General features: G+C 52.5%; 16 protein-coding genes, 1 tRNA gene and 1 pseudogene. 11 read left to right on the forward strand and 7 right to left on the reverse strand.

From position 1 onward, the window contains the following. Positions 1 to 1033 (reverse strand): annotated as a pseudogene (locus tag ACRRUX_RS15230) (IS3 family transposase); the annotation flags it as partial. Positions 1034 to 1331: 298 nt separating this feature from the next. On the opposite strand from ACRRUX_RS15230, the gene ACRRUX_RS15235 reads away from it, so the two are divergent. The 3 genes from ACRRUX_RS15235 (at position 1332) to ACRRUX_RS15245 (ending at position 2617) form a co-directional block, all read left to right on the forward strand. Further along, positions 1332 to 1874, forward strand: coding sequence for a hypothetical protein (locus ACRRUX_RS15235; RefSeq protein ID WP_432531844.1), 543 nt, complete (start codon positions 1332 to 1334; stop codon positions 1872 to 1874). A gap of 47 nt (positions 1875 to 1921) precedes the next feature. Then, entirely contained in the window at positions 1922 to 2275 is a 354-nt protein-coding gene (locus tag ACRRUX_RS15240) for a macro domain-containing protein (RefSeq protein ID WP_432531846.1), read from the forward strand. A gap of 265 nt (positions 2276 to 2540) precedes the next feature. After that, positions 2541 to 2617 (forward strand) — tRNA-Trp (locus ACRRUX_RS15245). Between the two features lie 164 nt (positions 2618 to 2781). Here the strand turns inward: ACRRUX_RS15245 and ACRRUX_RS15250 are convergent. From ACRRUX_RS15250 to kch, 3 genes are all read right to left on the reverse strand, one after another. Continuing rightward, positions 2782 to 3543, reverse strand: coding sequence for a lysine exporter LysO family protein (locus ACRRUX_RS15250; protein WP_432531848.1), 762 nt, complete (start codon positions 3541 to 3543; stop codon positions 2782 to 2784). A gap of 342 nt (positions 3544 to 3885) precedes the next feature. Further along, positions 3886 to 4746, reverse strand: coding sequence for a DUF72 domain-containing protein (locus tag ACRRUX_RS15255; RefSeq protein WP_432531850.1), 861 nt, complete (start codon positions 4744 to 4746; stop codon positions 3886 to 3888). Positions 4747 to 4864: 118 nt separating this feature from the next. Next, the gene (gene kch, locus ACRRUX_RS15260; RefSeq protein WP_432531852.1) at positions 4865 to 6073 is read right to left on the reverse strand and encodes a voltage-gated potassium channel protein; all 1209 of its coding nucleotides are present in this window, start codon (positions 6071 to 6073) and stop codon (positions 4865 to 4867) included. A gap of 475 nt (positions 6074 to 6548) precedes the next feature. Here kch and ACRRUX_RS15265 point away from each other — a divergent pair, with 475 nt between their 5' ends. The 8 genes from ACRRUX_RS15265 to ACRRUX_RS15300 all read left to right on the forward strand — a co-directional run bounded on the left by ACRRUX_RS15265 (position 6549) and on the right by ACRRUX_RS15300 (position 14764). Beyond that, positions 6549 to 8594, forward strand: a complete 2046-nt coding sequence (locus ACRRUX_RS15265) for a multiheme c-type cytochrome (RefSeq protein WP_432531997.1) — start codon at positions 6549 to 6551, stop codon at positions 8592 to 8594. A gap of 83 nt (positions 8595 to 8677) precedes the next feature. Next, positions 8678 to 9106 carry a rhodanese-like domain-containing protein gene (locus ACRRUX_RS15270; RefSeq protein ID WP_432531854.1) on the forward strand — a complete coding sequence of 143 codons (429 nt, stop codon included), beginning with the start codon at positions 8678 to 8680 and terminating at the stop codon, positions 9104 to 9106. Between the two features lie 107 nt (positions 9107 to 9213). Further along, the gene (locus tag ACRRUX_RS15275; protein ID WP_432531856.1) at positions 9214 to 9996 is read left to right on the forward strand and encodes an FKBP-type peptidyl-prolyl cis-trans isomerase; all 783 of its coding nucleotides are present in this window, start codon (positions 9214 to 9216) and stop codon (positions 9994 to 9996) included. A 48-nt stretch (positions 9997 to 10044) separates the two neighbouring features. Next, positions 10045 to 10761, forward strand: a complete 717-nt coding sequence (locus tag ACRRUX_RS15280) for a tetratricopeptide repeat protein (RefSeq protein WP_432531858.1) — start codon at positions 10045 to 10047, stop codon at positions 10759 to 10761. A 114-nt stretch (positions 10762 to 10875) separates the two neighbouring features. Then, complete coding sequence (locus ACRRUX_RS15285; RefSeq protein ID WP_432531860.1) at positions 10876 to 11583, forward strand: 4Fe-4S dicluster domain-containing protein; 708 nt, start codon at positions 10876 to 10878, stop codon at positions 11581 to 11583. A 3-nt stretch (positions 11584 to 11586) separates the two neighbouring features. Continuing rightward, positions 11587 to 12534, forward strand: a complete 948-nt coding sequence (gene nrfD / locus ACRRUX_RS15290; protein ID WP_432531862.1) for an NrfD/PsrC family molybdoenzyme membrane anchor subunit — start codon at positions 11587 to 11589, stop codon at positions 12532 to 12534. Positions 12535 to 12776: 242 nt separating this feature from the next. After that, the gene (locus tag ACRRUX_RS15295) at positions 12777 to 13265 is read left to right on the forward strand and encodes a nitrous oxide reductase accessory protein NosL (RefSeq protein WP_432531864.1); all 489 of its coding nucleotides are present in this window, start codon (positions 12777 to 12779) and stop codon (positions 13263 to 13265) included. A 251-nt stretch (positions 13266 to 13516) separates the two neighbouring features. Beyond that, positions 13517 to 14764, forward strand: coding sequence for a winged helix-turn-helix domain-containing protein (locus ACRRUX_RS15300; RefSeq protein ID WP_432531866.1), 1248 nt, complete (start codon positions 13517 to 13519; stop codon positions 14762 to 14764). A 258-nt stretch (positions 14765 to 15022) separates the two neighbouring features. Here the strand turns inward: ACRRUX_RS15300 and ACRRUX_RS15305 are convergent, their stop codons facing one another. From ACRRUX_RS15305 to ACRRUX_RS15315, 3 genes are all read right to left on the reverse strand, one after another. Beyond that, positions 15023 to 17119: a TonB-dependent receptor plug domain-containing protein gene (locus ACRRUX_RS15305; protein WP_432531868.1), complete on the reverse strand. Its 2097-nt coding sequence runs from the start codon at positions 17117 to 17119 to the stop codon at positions 15023 to 15025. 251 nt (positions 17120 to 17370) lie between these two features. Then, on the reverse strand, positions 17371 to 18651 hold the full coding sequence (locus ACRRUX_RS15310; protein WP_432531870.1) for a DUF4785 domain-containing protein: 1281 nt from the start codon (positions 18649 to 18651) through the stop codon (positions 17371 to 17373). A 10-nt stretch (positions 18652 to 18661) separates the two neighbouring features. Then, on the reverse strand, positions 18662 to 19510 hold the full coding sequence (locus tag ACRRUX_RS15315) for a hypothetical protein (protein WP_432531872.1): 849 nt from the start codon (positions 19508 to 19510) through the stop codon (positions 18662 to 18664). Between the last annotated feature and the right edge of the window lie 280 nt (positions 19511 to 19790).

Consider the following 19790-nt stretch of genomic DNA (forward strand, 5'->3'; position numbering starts at 1 on the left):
ATCATCGATGGATAACCTGCCGTTGGCACCCATTCTGACTTCAGACTCCGGAACAGTCTTTCCATCGGCGCATTGTCCCAACAATTTCCCCGGCGACTCATGCTTTGGGTGATGCGGTAGCGCCATAGGCGTTGTCGGAAAGCTCGACTGCTATATTGGCAACCTTGGTCCGAGTGGAACATCAGTCCGTTAGGTCTGCCTCTTTGCTCAAATGCCATATCCAGCGCTTTAATCGCCAACTCAGCGTCTGGCTTATTCGACAGCGCCCAGCCAACAACACGTCGGCTGTACAAGTCCATGACCGTTGCCAGATAACACCAGCGACTGCCTGCCCAGATGTAAGTGATATCGCCACACCAGGACTGATTCGGGATACTTGGCGCAAAGTCCCGAGCCAATCTATTAGGAATATCCGGTCGCTCAATCGTGGCGCTTTTATATGCGTGAGAGCCTGGCTGCTTGCATATCAGGCCCAACTCTTTCATGAGACTGCGCACTCGATAGCGACCAATCTTCTCCCCTTGTTCACGCAACATAGAAACCAACGTTCGGCTGCCCGCAGAAGACCGACTTTCTGTGAATAAGCGATTAACCTCGCTGCGTTGATGCAGTCGTTGTGCATTCACCAAACGTTTGCGGCTCAAGTAGTCATAAAAGCTGGATGGTGCGATATCAAATACTGAACAGACCAATTCCACAGCCTCCTGCCCTCTCAATTGGTCTATCAGCGCGTACGTTCGAGTTCGTCCTGCATCAAGAGAGCGGTTGCCTTTTTTAAGATGGCTTTCTCTCTCTCCAGTCGATTAATTCTGGCTTCCAGCTCCTGAATCTTTTGCTGCTCAGGCGTCAATGCTTTACTCAGTGGCGTTGCACCCCCACGTTCGGCTTCCAACTGATTGACCCATCGTCTGAGTGCAGTCTCGCCGATATCCAGTGAGCGACTGGCCTCTGGGATGGAATAATCTTGATCCAGTACCAAACTGGCGGCTTCAAGTTTGAACTCTGGAGTAAAGGAACGTCTTTTTCTGGTCATGAAACACCTCTTAATCAGGTGGTAACTGTACCACCTAAAATGGTGTCCGGGTTCATTAGACCACTACACACATTCGCCCACAAACTTAAGTGAGAAGCTTCATCTTAGGATGGGGCTTTTTGAGTTTTGTTTCCCGATGACCTCCGTCCAGAAAGAGCCATACGATCCCCCTGGTGGAGCGAGCAATTGCTGCTTCCTTTTCGTATTCACACCACTTCGGATTAACTCAGATTCACTGGCACCTTATGGCAAACCGGGTAGGCTGCTTAGTTATTTATCTATTTTGCAGGATACCTTTATGAAAGTGCAGATAACGACTCTGATGGCTCCTTTGATATTGGTAATGTCAGCCCCCGTGTTTGCCAATGACTTCTCTAACCAAAGCGCTTGGCAGGCGCTGCAGGGAACCGAAGGGCATTGGCAGGGGCAGATCAGGTACGCAAACTCCAATCCGCAGCTGGTCGACCTTAGAATGAATACTGAAGTCACTCCCGATCAGGAGACACTTATTCGTTACCTGACGTATGCCGATCAGGGACAGATGGTTTACGCCGTTAGTCTGATGACACAAAATCCGGAGACAGGGAATCTGGTAGAGTCATATTTTCGTAACGGCAATGGAACGTTACATAGATATCAGGTCAATAATGCGGAGTTTAATGATGTTGGCCATTGGCGTATTAGTTATCAGCGGCCTTCAGATGACGGTAACGGGATAACCAAGCTGAACTGGCAGCGACAGGGAGGTAAAATGGAAAGCAAAGAGTGGCAATGTCAGCCCAACGGCAGCCAGTGCCAATTGCTAACAGAAACCCGGCTTACACGTCAGCCGGCTCAATAGGCAGAGCTCAATAGCTGTAAACAGCATTTGTTTCTCCAGGAGAGTATATGGAAATACATGTGGTAAAAGGAGATATTACCAATCTGGCTGTGGATGCTATCGTTAATGCCGCCAATTGTTCCTTACTGGGCGGCGGTGAGGTTGATGGCGCCATTCACAGAGCCGCCGGGCCAGAGCTCTTGGAAGCTTGTCGGGCATTGGGAGGCTGCAACACAGGTCAGGTTAAAGTGACGCCAGGCTTTATGTTGCCTTCTCGGCATGTGTTTCACGCAGTGGGGCCCGTATGGCAGGGGGGCGATAATCATGAGGATATACTGCTTGCCAGTTGCTATCGCGAGGCTCTGGAGAGAGCCGCTGAGCTTGCCATTAAGAGTATTGCCTTTCCCTGTATCAGTACCTGAGTGTATGGATTCCCGAAGTTCAGAGCCGCACAGATTGCAGTGACCACAGTACGCAATTTACTTCCCCAATTACCACAGCTTAAGCAGTTGATCTTTGTTTGTTTTGAAGACGAAGATCTGAGTCTTTATCAGGCTTTATTGCAGTAATTCTGGCCGAATCAGAGGCTTTTTCACCGTTTTGCTTGAAAAAGCTGCAGTCGTTCGGTTTGTCCTGAAAAAGTGCTTTACCTTTACGGGGTGTTTTAGCATAATGCCCCACGTCGACAGGGGTGTAGTTCCAATTGGTAGAACAGCGGTCTCCAAAACCGATGGTTGCGGGTTCGAGTCCTGCCACCCCTGCCAATCTTCAGAAAAGCCGTTCAGCAATGAACGGCTTTTCGCTTTTCTAAATCCGGTAAATTACCACATCACGCCATCAATCTCCCAGCCGACGCTCACATAACTCAAACATCAGATATGAAAAAGGCCACCACAGGGGTGACCTTAATGTCGTCGGCGCCAGGCGTTTACAGGGTTAAAAAGAAGGTAATCATTACCGGTACCAGCAGACTTAAGATAAAGCCGCTGACAATGGCTGTAGGTACCAAGCTGTTGCCGCCGCTTTGCTGAATAACCGGTAAGGTAAAATCCATTGCGGTTGCGCCGGCATAGCCAACGGACGTGGCTGGATAACGGCTGATCAGCGCCGGGATCAGCATAATGGCCACCATTTCCCTGAGCAGCTCATTCAAAAATGCACCGCCCCCCAATACCGGTCCCAGATAGTCTGTGACCAGAATACCGGTCAAGGAGTACCAGCCAAACCCGGATGCCATCGCCAGTCCCTGATTCCAGGGAATGTCCAGCCACCAGGCCGCCAGCAAGCCGCCCGGCAGTGAGCTTAATACCACTACCAGCGCCAGCATCATGCCTTTGGTGTTGAGCAGTATTTGTTTGAGTGGCATGGCGCTGTTACGCAGTCCAATACCGATAAGCAACAGTAACAGCAGCAAAATGGCCTCACTGGCTTCATCGACCCAAAACAGGCTGCCGGGGTGCAGAGTGCGGACAATCAAACCCAGCAGTAGCCCGATAACGACTGCAAGAATGAGCTTTCCTGAGCCCAGCAACATGGCTTTGAAGGGCAGTTTGGCTTTGTGGGATTCAACCCTGGTGTGCCAGCGTTTATCCAGCAACGGCAGTGCCAGCAGGTTGCAGGCACTGATACAGACAAACAGAACTCCGGCAACCTGCAGTATTTGCAGCAAGTTCTGGCCGAGTTGGTCCATTTTGGCGAGGCTCAATCCCATCAGGAAGAGGATTACTGATACCAATTGGCCACAGATCTGGTCGATTCGGGCGAGGTGCCGGGAATTATTCAGCTTGATCATATAGCCAACGACCAAAGGGCTAATGACAAACAACAGTCCGCTGAGCATAGAAGGGTACTCTGATTATAATTTGCCGGTCACTCTAGCCACTGCCCGAACAGATGTAAATCGCCGAATTCACACAGAAATATAAATAATTGACGTAAATCCAATGAATTGTATCAAACGAAAGATATCAGCCTGTTTTATGAGGCTGATCTGCGATGTCTGCTTCCGGCCGGATATTGGAAGAGTTGGGCCTTAGATTAATGACAGCTGGGGCGAGGCCAATTGCAGTTTGGGCAGATGGATATCGGCAGGCAACTCGTTTGCCAGTTGCTGAGTTAGGCGTCTGGCCAGTTGTGGTGCCAGCACGTTATCCGGGGTATGAATGAACAAATAAGGCTGTTTACCTTCTTGTATCCAGTTGGCCAGTTTTACCAGCCAGGGGGCAAAAAACGTATCATTGGCTTCCAATACCGGATGACCGATAAAGCGTACTACAGGAAAATTGTCGGTAGCCAGCGCATGCACCGGGACCCTGGGTTTTTTACTGTGGGCATCAATCACTGCCGGCGAGTCTGCGGGGGCTGCAAATACCGGGCGGGTATCTATCATGATGCGCGAAGCGCCCCTGTCCATCAGTAATCGATTGAATGCCCGTTCGGCTTCTCCTTTGGCAAACAGCGCAGGATGCCGTACTTCGACACCACAATGATATCCCTCCGGCATCCATTCCAGAAAGCGTGCCAGAGCATCCAGGCCGTCCGGGCCAAACGACGGTGGCAGCTGAATTTTCCAGACGCCGGTTTTGTCGGCAATGGCAGACATTGTTTGCAAAAAATCGCACAGCTGCGCGCGGCAGTTTCGCAACTGCAATTGGTGAGTAATGGCTTGTGGCAATTTGAAGGTAAAACGGAAATCAGCAGGAGTTGCATCGCGCCAGGCAAGCACGGTTTGCACCGTCGGCGTAGCATAAAAAGTGGTGTTGCCTTCGACAGTATTGAACATGTCTGCATAGGCTGCGAGTTTATCTGCGCTGCCACCATAGATGCTGCTTTGCCAGTGTTGATGAGTCCACATGGGCAAGCCAACAAACAATGCGGTATCAGACAACGACATAACTCACCCGGAATAGAATGCAGACACCTATTGTGTCTGCATTTTCCGATCAGTCAATGATGGATGGGATGATGAGCTCTGTTGCCAGGCAATATCGTTTTATCCGGATTCCAGGGTATCAATGTTTGTCGAACAGACCATGACCACTGGTAAGCAACAGCGAGACCAGTTTATCGTTATCAAGTGGCTCACCGGACAGCACACTGGCGAGAATTTCGCTGCCAAACAATTGGGGCGACAGCATGACATCGGGTTTGACCTGTTTCACCTTATTCATATTCTTGGCATCGTTGACCGACAGCACAGTCTTGGTATCCGGGCTTGAGTCTTTCACAGACAATACAATAAAGGCGTTGAGAGCATCATCATTGGTCAGCGCCAATATGGCTTTGCACTGCTCAATACCGGCAGTTTGCAGCAAGGTATTATCGGTACAGTCACCCGACAGAATATCCAGCTTACAACCGGTTTTTTGCTCGATGGCGGGAAAATCTTCCTCGGGGGATGAGGTGAGCACTGTGACATCCTCGCCGCGACTCTTGAGCTGAGCGATAGTGCTGATGGCCAGAATCGAGGTGCCACACACAATAAAGTGGTTTTTACGGTTCATGGGTTTTGGGTTCCCTTTAACAAGTTTATCCAGACCGCCCTTGATGATGGGGCCAAATACGGTTGTCAGCGAGGTCGCGAACACGGTAATCCCTGCCACGATAACTGACACAGTGAACATCCGTGCGGCTTCTGATATTGGCGTTATGTCGCCGTAACCCACAGTCGTCATGGTGACCATGGAGAAGTAGAAGGCATCCATCAGATTGTTGATTGCCGGATGAAAGCCCTCGCCGAAATACAGGGCGCCATAGGTGGAGTAGAACAGCAACACCACGAAGCTAATGAAGGCGACAATCCCACCGGCGGTTGCGCTGGAGCAGTTAAAGTCCTGGCTCAGTAATAGCAGCAATACCAGCGCAGCGCCGCACAGGTTCAGGTGAACCGTCAAATCCGGATAAAAGTGCCAGGTAAACGCCAGAATAATCAACAACAGCATAATGCTGACTGCCCAGGCGATTCTGGCACGATACAGCAGGCCTATGGCATTGAGCATCAGAAAAATACCGAGTAATAACCAGGGACCGTTGGCGGCGCTGGCCCAGTCGATATTGCTGAAGCTTTTGATGTGAAACAGGGCGATAAGATTGTCTGTATTGCCCCAAACAGACAGAGAGATCATCAGACCGTTGGCAAATACCAGCATGGCCGCCAGTACATGTCGCAGCGATCGCCAAAGGGATAAGGTTGCATGCCAGAAGCGGGAAATAGGCTTCACGTCACCCTCCGTGAGTCGAAACAGGAAGCCAGTATAGCCCAATTGCCCAATGCTGTGTTTAGCACTGTGCCATCCTTTCAAAACCTGAATACAAATTAATGTCACGGGCAGTTTTTCCACATCAGCCTGCACTTGGGGCGTTGCTGCCGCAGTCGCAGGCAACTGAATGCCCCACCCGCATAACTCAGAGGGGTGTGATTCAGCTATCAGTCTACTGTTGATGAAAGTCTTTTATTTCAGCAAAAAATCCTCATTGAATTCTCAAAATACACTCTTTTATAAATGTCAAATCATTGATTTTATGGGTTTTTAAATTTTCATCTTTTCATCAGCTTGAAACGCAAAGCGAATGCGTGACAGTGCCCGTTTTTCTGTTTGCCAATGTAGAGAATAGGCAGCGCTCAAGTGTCGATGTCGTTCAGTGAACTGTCGGGTTTAGTTGAATAAAAAACTAAGAAATATTTAGGAGTGAATGATGAATCAATGGAAAAACAAAACAGCGCTCGGCGTGTTGTTTTGTCTTGGCACTGTAGCCAGTGCGACTTCATACGCCGCCCCCAAGGCAGGCGATCCTGGCTATGGCACCCACGAAATGGGCAAAACTGCCCAGGGTATTATTGCCAATCCTGATCTGACTGAAGAAAGCAAAGGCGTTAAGACCCTGCAGGATTACATCGTGCAGGAGAAAGAGCTGTTCGACTTCCTGTTCCAGAACCACCCAGTATTCAAGTATGAAGAAGCCGGTCGCCTGAAGGGTGTTTACATGGTTTCTGACCGTGGTGGCGAATACCTGGAAGAAGGTAACTCCCAGCTGTACTCCAAGCACAAAGGTCGTCCAATGGCGATCCAGTACCGCCTGGGCGAGAAGTCTATTCTGGACTTCCCAAACAAGTTTGTTGGTCCTGAGAAGTGTGGTGAGTGTCACGCTGCCCAGTACGAGAAGTGGAGCCGCTCTCGTCACGCCAAGACAGTTCGTTTCCCTGGTGAACACCCAGAGGTAAACAACGACATCGAAAAGACCATGTACAACACCAAGGATACCTCTATCCTGCCAGACGGTATTACCCCTGATGCCATCTACGCCACTATTGGTACTCCACGTACCAAGTACGGCTTCATGGACTCCTGGCTGGTGCGTGGTTCTTACCACGTTAAAGGTGGTCTGCTGGTAGACGGTACCGGTGTTCTGACTGCCGGTGCCAACCAGTTCTCCCGTGGTTGGGCTGAGTGGCTGACTCCTGAGAAAGCCAAAGAAATCCAGAAAGTAATTCCTGAGTTCCCAACCACGCTGGAAGAGATCGGTCTGTCTGGTTCTCACCAGTGGGGTATGAGCTCTTACGGTGCCAAGTACGAGAAAGAGTTCCTGTTCCAGCCTGCGTCTTCTTACTGTGAGGTGTGCCACACCTTCAAGTTTGACTTCAAGAACAAAGACGAATTCTTTGCGGCGCTGGGTAACCCTGAAGAACTGCGCAAGCACACTATCTCCAAAGGTATTACCTGTGAAGAGTGTCACGGCGCCGGTGGTCACCTGGACGGCGGTATCGGTGGCGGCATGCCATCCAACTGTGAGCGTTGTCACCAGCGTTTCAACTTCATTGATGACCTGGCCAACACTGAAGAAGGCAAAGAGAAACTGGATTACGCATTCGGCGTGAAGATGAAGTCTTCTTGCCCATCATGCGGTACTGAAGGTTCCCAGATGTACTCTTCCATGCACTATGACAAGGGTATGCGTTGTGCGACCTGTCACGATCCACACGAAGTGACCGGTAACGACTGGACCTCTAACTTCACCAAGCCTGCGATGAAGAAAGATTGTACCGACTGTCACGAAGCGCAGAAGATCGTTGCCAACAATGCCAAGACTCACACCAACCAGACCTGTCAGGCGTGTCACATGCCTAACACTGGTTCCTGTGAAAACTTCACCGGTATGCAGTTCCCGGATATGGCCGGTTTCGACTCTGTACGTCGCAGCCACGTTTGGAAGATTGACGTTCACCCAGAGCGCAAGCACCTGAACCCACCAGAAGGCAAGCCACGTGATGCCGCTGTGAAGGGCTGGACTGTTGCCAAGGATGAGAATGGTCACCACTACCTCGACCTGATGTGGTCTTGTGCCCGTACTTCTCCATCTGACGTAGACGTTGTTGAGAACAAAGGCTGTCACAGCCCATTCCAGTCTGAACTGGAAAAAGGCATGCACTTCGAAGACCAGATGGAAATCTACGGTGAAGTACAGAAGTGGCAGAAGCCAGTGAAGGAAACCTTCGCACAGGTTGAACAGGCCATCGAGCGTATCGACCAGCTGCTGGAAGTGACCAAGCTGTCCAACGACAAGAAGAGCCAGGTTTACATGCTGACTGAAAAAGCTCAGGAAGCACTGGATCTGATCAAGGCCGACGGTTCCTGGGGTGTTCACGGTCCACGTTACTCACAGAAGCGTCTGAACGCTGCTCTGGCTTACGTGACCGAAGCTCAGGCTATCATCGACGGCTCTCTGTCTGCCAAGAAGATGTAATACCGCCCAGTGCTTGCCGGGGCTCCCGGCAAGCCTGAGCAAACTCAGTCCCGGCCTTCCGGCCGGGACAACAGGGAAACACCATGAAGAAGTTAATAAACCAATTTTTGATGTCACTGGCCTTGTTGCTGAGCGCAGGCAGCTGTTTCGCCGGTGGTGGGGAAGAGATGTCACCGGCAATCCGTCACGATATCAACCCCAGATATGTGAGCTTGCTGGAAGCGGAAGTTCTGCACAAACGTGGCGATGTTTATTTTTTCGACGTAAACACGCTCGAAATCTGGGCTGAAGGTTTCATCCCGGGAGCGGTTTTCTTCAATGTTCGCAATTGGAGAGAGTTACTTCCAAAAAATAAAGACGCCGAGATGGTGTTCTACTGTGCCAACCGTCTGTGTACCGCCAGTGTGGTGGCTGCCCGCGAGGTAATGAAGCTGGGCTACACCAACGTGATGCAGATGCCGGATGGTATCTATGGCTGGCGCATGTCAGGCCGGCCACATGAGAAACCTTAAGCCATACGTTTATCGGCCGGCTCCATCCCCATCCTGTGGAGTCGGCCACCTCAGATAAGCACGATTAAAGTAAGCACTATTTCAAGCATTAGATTGAGAATTGGATTATGAAAATCTTTAAGCAAACCCTACTGGCTACCTTTACCACTCTGGTATTGAGCAGCACTGCCATGGCCACTGAACTGAAGTCTGAACTGGACCGTGAATCCTATGCACTGGGTTCTTCAGTCGGTAAGTACATGTCCAACCAAATTTACAACCAGGTTGAGCTGGGCGCCGAAGTGAACATGGATGCCGTGGTGGCCGGTTTTGTGGATGCCCTGAAAGATCAATCCAAAATCGAAGAGGGTGACGTGGTTACGCTGTTGAACCAGCGTCTGGAATTTCTGAATGCCAAGCGTGAAGCGCAGCTGGCCAAAGTCAAAGAGCAGAACAAGGCTGACAGCCAGGCTTACCTGATTGAAAACAAACTGAAAGACGGCGTAGTAGTGACTGACTCCGGGCTGCAGTACGAAGTGTTGACCATGGGCAATGGTAACAAGCCAAAGCCGGAAGATGTCGTGACCGTTAACTTCACCGGTAAGTTGCTGGACGGCACCGAGTTTGAATCTACCTACACCCAGAACAAGCCTGCACGTATGGCGATGATGACCCTTATTCCAGGTTGGAGCGAAGGTCTGCAGCTGATGCCGGAAGGCTCTACTTTCCGCTTCACCGTACCGGCAGAACTGGCCTATGGCAGTGAAGGCGCCGGTATGATCCCACCAGAATCAGCCCTGGTATTTGAAATCGAGCTGGTGAAGGTGGAAGTACAGAAAGACAAGCCTGCCGGTATGGGCATGGGAATGGGCATGGGTGGTATGGGCAGCATGATGTCTGGCCACGAGTAAGCCTGAGCGTAGCGTTACCGTAACGAGTTGAGATAAGGGGAACCTGGGATGAACAGTTTGATGATGGCGATGGCAGGGGTGTTTGCCTGTGTGAGCGGTGCGATTGTGCTGCATCACACCAGCTACCTGCGCTCAGCCCGTCAGGCTGCCGACTGTGCCGACACGCAGTGTTCATCCCGGGGCGCCGATTATCAACCTGCTGGCATGGGGATCCTGACACCCGTCGTGATGAGCCTGTTTGTGTTCGTCCTGGGACTTGGGATCTACAGCCAGACCGGTCGTTTCAACGACTGGAACCAGGGCAAGCTTGACGACAATATTGACTACCTGGTGGCAGCCGACATCACCAAGGGACGTCAGGCCGTTGAGCATGACCCGCAAAATGAGATTGCATTACTGAATCTGGCTCAATCCTATGCCGCCGGTGGCATGTACAAGGACGCCGTGGACACTCTGGATAAGCTCTTGGCCTTTAAAGGTGAAGATGCTGAACTGCTGGGGATGAAGGCGACTGCCATGTACTACCGGGATGACAGGGCGATTGCCCCGGAAACCGGCATTGTGATTGCCCGCGCGCTGGCGCTGTATCCACAGGAATTGCAAACCCGCTTGCTGCTGGCAACGGATGCATACCTTAACGGACAGTACGCCAAAGCTATTGGACACTGGGAAATCTTGCTTGAGAACCAAACCCAGGCGTTCAACCGGGATGCCATCAATAATGCGATCTTGAAAGCGCAGAGCAAACTGAACCCGCAGGGCTGACAAAGACCTGTTGGCCGGCCGCTCAGCCGGCCCAATGAGCGCGTTAACCGACGACACACTGAAGCGACTGAACAAAATTAAAGGTCGGCTTAGGCCGACAGATGGAGGATGTTTGTGAGTGAGATTCTAGAGAGACGTAAGTTTCTTAAAGGAGTCGGAGCTTGTTCTTTGCTGATGGCACCCCTGGGTTGCAGCTCAGTAAAAGAAGAGAGCGAGGGCGCCTATAAGCCTCATTACGTCATGGTGTTCGATCAGAACAAATGCGTGGGTTGTGGTGACTGTAAAGCGGCTTGTAACAAGGCCAATGATCTGCCGGAAGGCGTATCCAAGGTATTGCTGGAACAGCAGTCAGGTCGCGTTGAAGGCCAACCCTGTCCACATTGTGGCAAGCTGGATTGCGGCTGTGAGCGTAAGTTTGTACGTGTGTCTTGCCAGCAGTGCAAGAACGCGCCTTGCGTTGCCGTATGTCCTACCGGTGCGGCTCATAAAGATCCGAAGACCGGTGTTGTGACTATGGATGACTCCAAGTGCGCCGGTTGTAAGTACTGTATTGGTGCCTGTCCATACAATGCCCGCTTTATCAACGCCAACACTGATGTGGCGGATAACTGCGACTTCTGTCTGGAAAACAAGTTGTCCAAGGGTGAGTTGCCAGCCTGTGTGCAGGCCTGCCGCTACGACGCTCTGGTATTCGGTGATGCCAACGACCCGAACTCTTTCGTCAGCCGCCTGCTGGCCGTGAAGGATTCCGTGCGCATCAAGGCCCATATGGGTACCGAGCCAAGCCTGCGTTATATCCCAATCGTGAAACTGGGGGTTTAAACCATGGACGGAACTATTGAATTCACCATGGGCCTGACCGAAGGCTTTGCCTGGCCCTGGCCAATTGCGGTGTACCTGTTTTTCGCCGGTATTTCCGGTGGTGCACTGACCATTGCTCTGTGTCTGCGCTTCTTCAAGGGCCAGACCGAGAATACGCCATTTTTGAAGGCGGCTTCGCTGGTGTCTCTGGTGACCATCGCCCTGGGTATGATCTGCCTGGTGTTCGACTTAACCAACCCATTGTTCTTCTGGAAGATGCTGGTGTTCTACAACCTGGATTCCGTGATGAGCATCGGTGTTATCGCACTGTCGGCTTATATCCCGCTGGTTGCCCTGGTTACCCTGTTTGCGCTGGAAGAAGAAGTTCGTGCTATCAAGCAACTGAACTTCCTGATCCCGGTGCTGGAGATGCTGCGTAAGTTCCGCAGCCCGGCTGAAAAGCTGACTCTGGTGCTGGCCCTGTCTGTGTGTGCTTACACCGGCTTCCTGATCTCTGCACTGATCCGCTTCCCGCTGATCAACACCTCAGTACTGCCTGCGCTGTTTGTGGCGTCTGGTCTGTCTGCCGGTGGTGCTGCGGCCAAGATGCTGGCCGTGGGGCTATTCAAAGAAGACCTGCACAGCAGCGAAATGAAGCAGCTGCACGGTGCTGAGTGGCCAATCATGTTCTTCGAAGCCCTGTTCCTGTTCATGATCGCCGTATCGCTGATGACCGGTAATGCCGGCGCTCAGTATGCGTTCAGTGCTTTCGTTGAAGGTACCTGGGCGACGCTGTTCTGGGTTGGTGTAGTGGGTATTGGTTTTGTTGGTCCGCTGCTGCTGAACTTTGCCACCGGTAAACACTTCAGCCACTCGGCTCAGGCCTTCTATCTGTCAGGTGCCTGTGCCCTGACCGGCATGATGTGTCTGCGTATGTTCGTATTGTACGCAGGTCAGTATTACGCCATCTGAAAAATTGACGGCGGACTTCGTTTCATCATCTCCGGGGTCCGCTGTCACCTGATTTCAGGCAAGGGAGTGGGGGTATGTCATGCCTGTACCCTTTACTCGCCACCCCTCCGGTTATTTCCCTGTTATCGGCAGGGGTGGTGCTTGCCATTTGGTGCTTACCAACTAAAGTGACGCCGTTGCTTTACCTTCCTCTGTCGATGGTTCGGCGTTGTTGTTTAAATTCAATAGGTTCTGTAACGCCCATGAAAAAGCTGTTATCTCTGGCAATGTTCCCCCTGCTGTTTGCCTGCAATGAGGGCGATGCCGCCAATGTCCAGGTTGCGCCTGTGGCGATTGATGACCACGACAGATGCCATATCTGTGGCATGATGATCACCAAGTATCCAGGCCCCAAAGGCCAGGTATTCCTGAAATCCTCAGACAATATTCCCAAGTTCTGCTCTTCGCGGGACATGTTTAACTTTGCTCTGCAGACTGAAAACCAGCGACAGATCACCGCCATGTATGTGCATGATGCGGCGACGACCGATTGGGAGCATCCTGCCGACTCCGCCTTTATTGATGCCAGGACGGCTTACTATGTTTATGGCACCAGCAAGAAGGCGGTGATGGGGCCTGCAGTGGCTCCTTTCAGCTCGAAAGAAGCGGCTGAGAAGTTTGCTGCGCAGTACGGTGGCCGGGTACTGGATTTTGAATCCATCACCCTGGAGCTGCTGGCCGGAACCGAATAAGTTCCCGGCGCGGGTAAACCAAGGCCGTCAGTGATGGCCTTTTTACTGATATGAATTGTTATTAAATGCCAGTAGTTAAGTAATGGCTTGATTACATTTTGCCGAAGGTCAAATTTCGGGGACGGGAAGCAGGCCATTACTTTGAAAGGCATGGTGGCGGGAGTAAAATCACAAGCTTGTTTTACCCCATTTATCAGTCCCTGAGTGCCTTGTAAAAGCGTGCTGAATTTAGACTCCGGACAGGCCATAAGTTGAAAGTCACTTCTTTTCTCGTCCTTGACGAGGCTGAAAATCTGCTGCTGGATCTGCGAACCCAGGAGCAAATCACCCTGACCTTTTCCGAGGCAGCGGTGCTGGCGACATTGCTCAGACATCACGAGCAGGTGCTGGACAAGGACACCCTGCTGGCCGCAGGCTGGCCCGATCGGGTTGTCGCGCCCACCTCTCTGACCCAATGTATCTCCACGCTGCGCAAAAAGCTGTCTGCTTATCCTGAAATCAAGCTGCATACGCTGGCCCGTATGGGTTACCAGCTGCAGATTGAAGAGGAAGATGCCGAGCCTGATACGCCCGAGATCACTGAGCCCGCGCGCAAAAAGCGGCGCCCTTGGTTACTGCTGCTCATTCCTGTGCTGTGTCTGGGGGCGGTATTAGTGTGGCAATATCAGCAGCAGGGCATTGGCTGGAAACATGAAGATGAGATCCCGCTGAACATAGGCGGGGTGCAGGGACAGGCGGAACTGTTCTTCCCCAAAGGCGCTGATCGGCCCGCTCCCTGGCGCTGGCAAAAACATATTGCTCCCGAGAGCAATCTTATCCCCAACCTGAGGCACTTCAGTGCATTTGCGCTGGCAGAGGACAGTGCCTATTCGATGGCGATTTGTCCATCCGGTGATTATCGTAACTGCGATGGCAAAGGGTTGATGAACATAGTGGCGGTGGATGACAAGCCCGCCGGTCTGAAGATGACTGAATTTATCCCGTTGATGCACAAGATGGAGCAGCGGGTGCGTTATAACCGCATCACCATTCCCGAGGGGATGTGTAAAAAGTCCGATTTTAACGAACACAACTACCAGGCTGACGTATATTTCCCGGTCGCCAACAAGTTGCTTGAGCGTTATGACCTGAATATGTCGCTGGTGTACGACACCCAGGATACAGGTAGCTTTTATTTCTCGTCCTGTCTGACGGATCAGGACTGCCTGACAGCGCCCATCAAGTACACTTTCCGTGGTGATTTCGTGCAGGATCGTGCGCAGATAGGCCACTGGAACGTGGATGTGTTCAATATCAAGGTGAAGTGCAAGAACCTGTATAACCCTGAGAAAATTAATACCTCAGCGGCCTACTTCTTCCGCAATATCCGCAAGGACGATATTCAGGATGATGAACTGACTTTCTATCGCCTGTATCAGAACAATGCCAGCGCCATCTGGATTGTGCCGCGTATGGGCAACATAGTGGTGTGGACGCGTTACAAGAAGGTGGGGCTATAGGCGCCCCCTGCGCTGACAGGGTGTCAAAGGGCGCGGTTTACCGCGCCTTTTTTATGCCTGCAGGGCACAGATATAGCGAGTCGGTAGTCAGGGCGATGCTGTAGCAAAGTGAGTTCATCACGGCACAATTTGCACCATGAGCGGCTAGTACAGAAAATATGCTTCGGCAGAAGGGGAAAGCGGGTCGCGGACGGTTCAGGCGGTACAAAAAAGGCGGTGATAGCTGTCACCGCCTTTGGCAGATCAGACTGTCTGATATCAGAGGCTGTAGTTCACTGACAGCATCCACTCACGGCCGGCTCTTGGCAGACCCTCTGACTGGGCATAGTTCTCATCCAGCAGGTTGTTGAACTTGAGCTGCCAGCTCAGGCCTTCAATCGGCAGTTGTTGAGTCAGCCCCAGGTTAACCAGAGTGTAGTTGTCCAGCTCGATGCGTTTTTCCTGCTTACCCTGATATTGTACGCTGTCGCGGGCATGTTCGGCATCGGCAAACAGGCTCAGGTCGAAAGGCAGCTCAATGCGGACGTCGGCTTTATAGGTATGCTTGGGGCGACCCTGCAGCTGCTGGCGCTCGCTGTCGGCACCCAGATTCTCGGCGTCCAGGAAGCTGTACGCTACTCCCATCTCCAGCCAGTCAGTAACCGGGTAACGGGCGCTGGTATCCACACCGCTGAAGCGATACTTGTCGAAGTTCAGGTGCTTATCGATTTCTTCACCATTGATGTCCACCGCGACTTTCTCAATGTAATTGTCGATGTCGCTGGTGTAGGCGGTCAGGTTCAGCTCAAGTGCGCCAAAGTACTGCACTACGCCAAGTTCATAGTGCCAGGAGGTCTCAGGCTGCAGATCCGGGTTACCGGCGCCGGCTTCATACAGCTGGCGGAGATCGGGATAACGCACACGCTTGGCGGCGGAGGCAAAAATTCTTGAAGAATCGGTCAGTTGCCAGTAAGCCGATGCCAAACCCGCCTCATGCAGCTGTGAATCGATATCGCTGTAATACAGAGCACCACTCAGCGTTGCGCCGTAACCCCGGTCACTCTGGTACTGATATTCGATAACCAGATCCTGCTGGTTGATGGTTTCATCCAGATGCTCCGCAGCGGTTTGGTTGCCATCACCGCTGCCGCCACCGGAACCACCACCGGAGCCACCGCCAGTGCCGCCACCGGAGCCACCGCCGGAGCCACCGCCGGAGCCACCGCCGGAGCCACCGCCGGTACCACCACCGGTGCCGCCGGTACCACCACCGGTACCGCCGCCAGTACCGCCGGCTTTGGGCTGCGCAAAGGTCAGGGTATCAGATTCCCAGCTATTGCTACGTGCGCCCAATGAGGTCGTCAACATATGGTTATCTGAGGTCATGATCCATTGCAGGTTGGCCCCCAGACCATCGGTAATGGAATGCTGCTCGCTGTCCAGCGCGTCGAACTCCTCATCCAGATAGCTGTTCCACTGTCGCTCATCGCGGGTGTAGTACACAAAGCCGCGCAGGGCGTGATTTTCATTGAGACGGTGCGCTGCCGTGCCCTGTACGCTGTAGTTATCCATATCATCCAGGCGGTCATACTTGAGCTTGCTGGCGGTAGTACGATCGGGAATGCCCCATTGGGCCTGGCGATAGTTAAGGTTCAGTCCCAGGCGGGTATCTTCACTGGCCTGCCAGCCCATTGAGCCCAGTACCGCATGATCCCGGGTATCGCTGTTGGCACGCTCGCCGGCACCCTGAGTTGCCGTCGGGATGAAATCATCACTCAGGGGATAATCATTGCGCTTGTTGAACACATAGTTGCCGAAGAAATCCAGATTGCCAGAGGCACCGCCTGCAGACACTGAGGCTTTGTAACTGTCGTCATTGCCAACACCGGCCTGCAGGCGGGCACCTTCAAGATCACTGCCCTGTTTGGTGATGACGTTGATGACCCCGCCATTGGCACCACTGCCGTACAGCAATGAGGCTCCGCCACCGACAGTGATCTGCACTTCCTGGATCTGTTCAACCGGCACCAGCTGTGGATCGAACTGACTCTCATACGGGTCATTCATGGGGACGCCGTTGAGCAGGAAAGTCACATGGCGTGACTTGTAACCACGGATATCGATTTGCGGCACACCTTTACCACCGACCCTGACGTTGATGCCGGGCACATCTTCCAGTGCCTGGGCCAGGTTGGTCAGGCCTTTCATCTGCAATGACTCGCCACTCAGGGAGATCATTGAGGCTGATAGCTGTTGAGCTGAAGGTTGGGTGCCCTGCACCACAATCACTTCCTGAACATCGAGTAAGCCGGGTTGGGCTGCCAGTGCGGGCAGGGCACTGACGACCAGTGTCCCCAGTAGGGTTTTCTTGTACATGTTGCTGTCTCTGAATGATGTTAACCGGCCAAGTTTATAGAGTTAACTATTGGTTTTTAGCCATATTGCCCTGAGTTTGGGGAGAGATCACGCCGTAATGGAGTAAAAATCCTGTAGTTACTTAAACTAACTTTTATCGTGGGACAGATTGTCCATATTGGCGGTGGTTGTGAAGATAAGTAGACAAAATTGCGCAATCTGTCGTCAAAGGAAGGGATGAGTGGGCCGGATGATAACCCGGCCCACAGGCGTTATTGCAGCGTCAGTGCCAGCTCCCGATAAGCCAGCAATGCCATTTGCCCCTGATCTTTCAGCTCCAATGCCCGCACCCTGAACGGTGCCTGCAGGCCACTGGCACGAATACGCTGTTGATCCAGTGGCAGTGTCATTACGCTCGAGTCCGGTGTCAGCCAGGTGGCCGCTTCCGTTCGCATCAGCAGGTGTTCTTTACCGCGGTGATCGGTACCTGTGACGATGGCACTTAGCTGATACCGCCCCTCCGAGGCAACATCCAGAGTAAAACTCACACCATCGGGGACATGGTTTTGCCAATGACTGTTGGCATTGTCGGTGAATCGGGCGCTGTTCACATAGGCCTTGTAGGCTGACTTGATATTGCGCCGGACCGGTACACCGTCAACCTCAGTTGCAATGCTCAGATGCAGTTCATTGAGCCCGGCATTGCTGCCACTGCGGTGAATATCCGCAGGCAGTCGAATTTGCCAGCCTTCATCCCGGGGCAGAATATCGAGTTTGTGTTCACTGCCATCTGCCAGCCGCAGCATCGCCTTGGGTGACAGGTTGACAGTGCGGCCGGTCAAATTCAGCTGCACGGCGACGGTTTCCTCGGCGTTGCTGATCGCTGCGGGGGCTGACAGTGACAACAGGTAAGGGGAGTGCTTCTCCTTCACATTGACCAGATAGCTGGCCTCCGCAGGTAATGGTTGGCTGACTTTCAGCTGATAGGTTCCTGCCGGGGCCGTTGATGACAATTGCAGCGCGCTGGAGCGATCAGTCAATCCGGCTGTTGCCAGTGCATCGGCGTCGGCTTTGGAGCTAATCAATGTACTGGCAGATTTGATGCCAGGTTTGCTGATTGAAATGCTGTCCGGTGCGATGGCGTCAGGAACCACAGGAAAACCGCTGCTCAGGTCAGTTTTGGGGACCAGCCGGATAAGGCTGCCGGGCTGGCTTACCGCCAGTGGCAGCCCCTGGTTCAGCTCCCTGCCCGTGGCTCTGAACCAATACTCATCACTTTGGCTGGTTTGTTGCCACTGAGGTGAGGTTGCAATGAACTCTCCCTGCAGTGGCTGCATGAAGACAACCGGTTCCTGACGGGTATTCAGTCCAGGCTGGCTGGGCTCTGTAACGGCTTGCGGCGTCAGATCTGTGGCTGTCGGAGGGATTAAAATCTCTGCGTGAGTGACGTTTTGGGCTGTTGTGGCCGGGGATGAACTTACCTGCTGTTCGTCGCCGCAGCCCACCAGCGTCATCGCCAGTAACGAGCCGAAAATTATTGTGGTCTTGTTCATGATAAGGTTCCTAGAGGCGGTCACGGATAAGCACATCGAGGTTAAAACAGTCTCGGCGACTTTGCTGGTGGCTTAAGGGCTCCCGGCCGCGGGTCTTGTCTTTATCCCTGAACCAGACCGTTCCGGCCGCACTTTGTGAGCTGCAGTTAAGGAAGCCGTCTGAGCAGCTGTCCAGCCAGTTTTGCGTGGTTTCCAGCGCAACCTGATTCTGATAGCCGGCACAGTAGCTGTCGCTGTCCCAAATCGCAGAGTCCACATCTGTGCCGACTACCGTTTCGAAAGTGACGCCCAGTGAGGGACGACCGGCGGTACCATTCAACCAGCTGCTGTTGTAATGAGCCATCCAGCTGACCTGCTGTTGTTTCACCGCATCTGAGGCGTAACCCAGCAACCAGCCGAGCACCTGCTCAAATGCATTGCCATTCACTACGGCATCTGCCAGTGGTGTACCACCACTGGAGGGCGCCAGCGCGATGACTCTGCGGGTTTTATTGATGATATTGGGATAGCGACTGTCCCAGGTGGGGTTGGACAGGATCCAGCGAACTACGTTGCCGCCGTTGGAGTGAGTAACCAGCAGCAGATCACTGATCCCCTGATTACTGATGAAAGACTGCAACTGCCCGGCAAGACATCCGGCAGCGGCGTCAGTCCACATATATTGTTCAAAATCGCAGTTGATGACTGTGTATTTTGCCGGATTGGGCAGGCCCTGTCTGACGGAATCGACAAAGTCCCGGGTCCAGTAATCATTCAGTGCATCGGTCTGGTGGCCTGTGCCATGCACAAAAGCGACACCCGTGGTGGCTTGAGCGAGGGGAGCGACGGCTAACACTCCCAGAAGCAGATAATGTTTCATGGTGTGTTCCCTGTTGAAGGTGTGATATTTCCTTACAGCGCAGACCAAGTTAGTGGTGAAGATAACGTGTTACAAGTCTGCTTCCGGATATTTTTTCGGTGTAAATCTATGAATGAACTTACGTTTGTTTAAAACGTAGTTTGGGTATGTCTAATGCATTGTAAGTAAATGAAAAATGCTGAACACAAGCCAGGTCTGTGTTTAACTTTTGGAGGCAAAAAGTACATCCGGGCAATTGCCTCTCGCTGGTATTTTGAGTGTTTTTTGGTAGCTTGATCGC

Origin of the sequence: Shewanella sp. GXUN23E (assembly GCF_050865035.1) — a bacterium.
GTDB lineage: Bacteria > Pseudomonadota > Gammaproteobacteria > Enterobacterales > Shewanellaceae > Shewanella.

Bases quoted from the DNA above. Each gene is read 5' to 3' on its own strand.
- ACRRUX_RS15235 (WP_432531844.1), top strand. From the start codon at position 1,332: ATGAAAGTGCAGATAACGACTCTGATGGCTCCTTTGATATTGGTAATG.
- ACRRUX_RS15240 (WP_432531846.1), top strand. From the start codon at position 1,922: ATGGAAATACATGTGGTAAAAGGAGATATTACCAATCTGGCTGTGGAT.
- ACRRUX_RS15250 (WP_432531848.1), bottom strand. From the start codon at position 3,543: ATGGACCAACTCGGCCAGAACTTGCTGCAAATACTGCAGGTTGCCGGA.
- ACRRUX_RS15255 (WP_432531850.1), bottom strand. From the start codon at position 4,746: ATGTCGTTGTCTGATACCGCATTGTTTGTTGGCTTGCCCATGTGGACT.
- ACRRUX_RS15265 (WP_432531997.1), top strand. From the start codon at position 6,549: ATGAATCAATGGAAAAACAAAACAGCGCTCGGCGTGTTGTTTTGTCTT.
- ACRRUX_RS15270 (WP_432531854.1), top strand. From the start codon at position 8,678: ATGAAGAAGTTAATAAACCAATTTTTGATGTCACTGGCCTTGTTGCTG.
- ACRRUX_RS15275 (WP_432531856.1), top strand. From the start codon at position 9,214: ATGAAAATCTTTAAGCAAACCCTACTGGCTACCTTTACCACTCTGGTA.
- ACRRUX_RS15280 (WP_432531858.1), top strand. From the start codon at position 10,045: ATGAACAGTTTGATGATGGCGATGGCAGGGGTGTTTGCCTGTGTGAGC.
- nrfD (WP_432531862.1), top strand. From the start codon at position 11,587: ATGGACGGAACTATTGAATTCACCATGGGCCTGACCGAAGGCTTTGCC.
- ACRRUX_RS15295 (WP_432531864.1), top strand. From the start codon at position 12,777: ATGAAAAAGCTGTTATCTCTGGCAATGTTCCCCCTGCTGTTTGCCTGC.
- ACRRUX_RS15305 (WP_432531868.1), bottom strand. From the start codon at position 17,119: ATGTACAAGAAAACCCTACTGGGGACACTGGTCGTCAGTGCCCTGCCC.
- ACRRUX_RS15310 (WP_432531870.1), bottom strand. From the start codon at position 18,651: ATGAACAAGACCACAATAATTTTCGGCTCGTTACTGGCGATGACGCTG.
- ACRRUX_RS15315 (WP_432531872.1), bottom strand. From the start codon at position 19,510: ATGAAACATTATCTGCTTCTGGGAGTGTTAGCCGTCGCTCCCCTCGCT.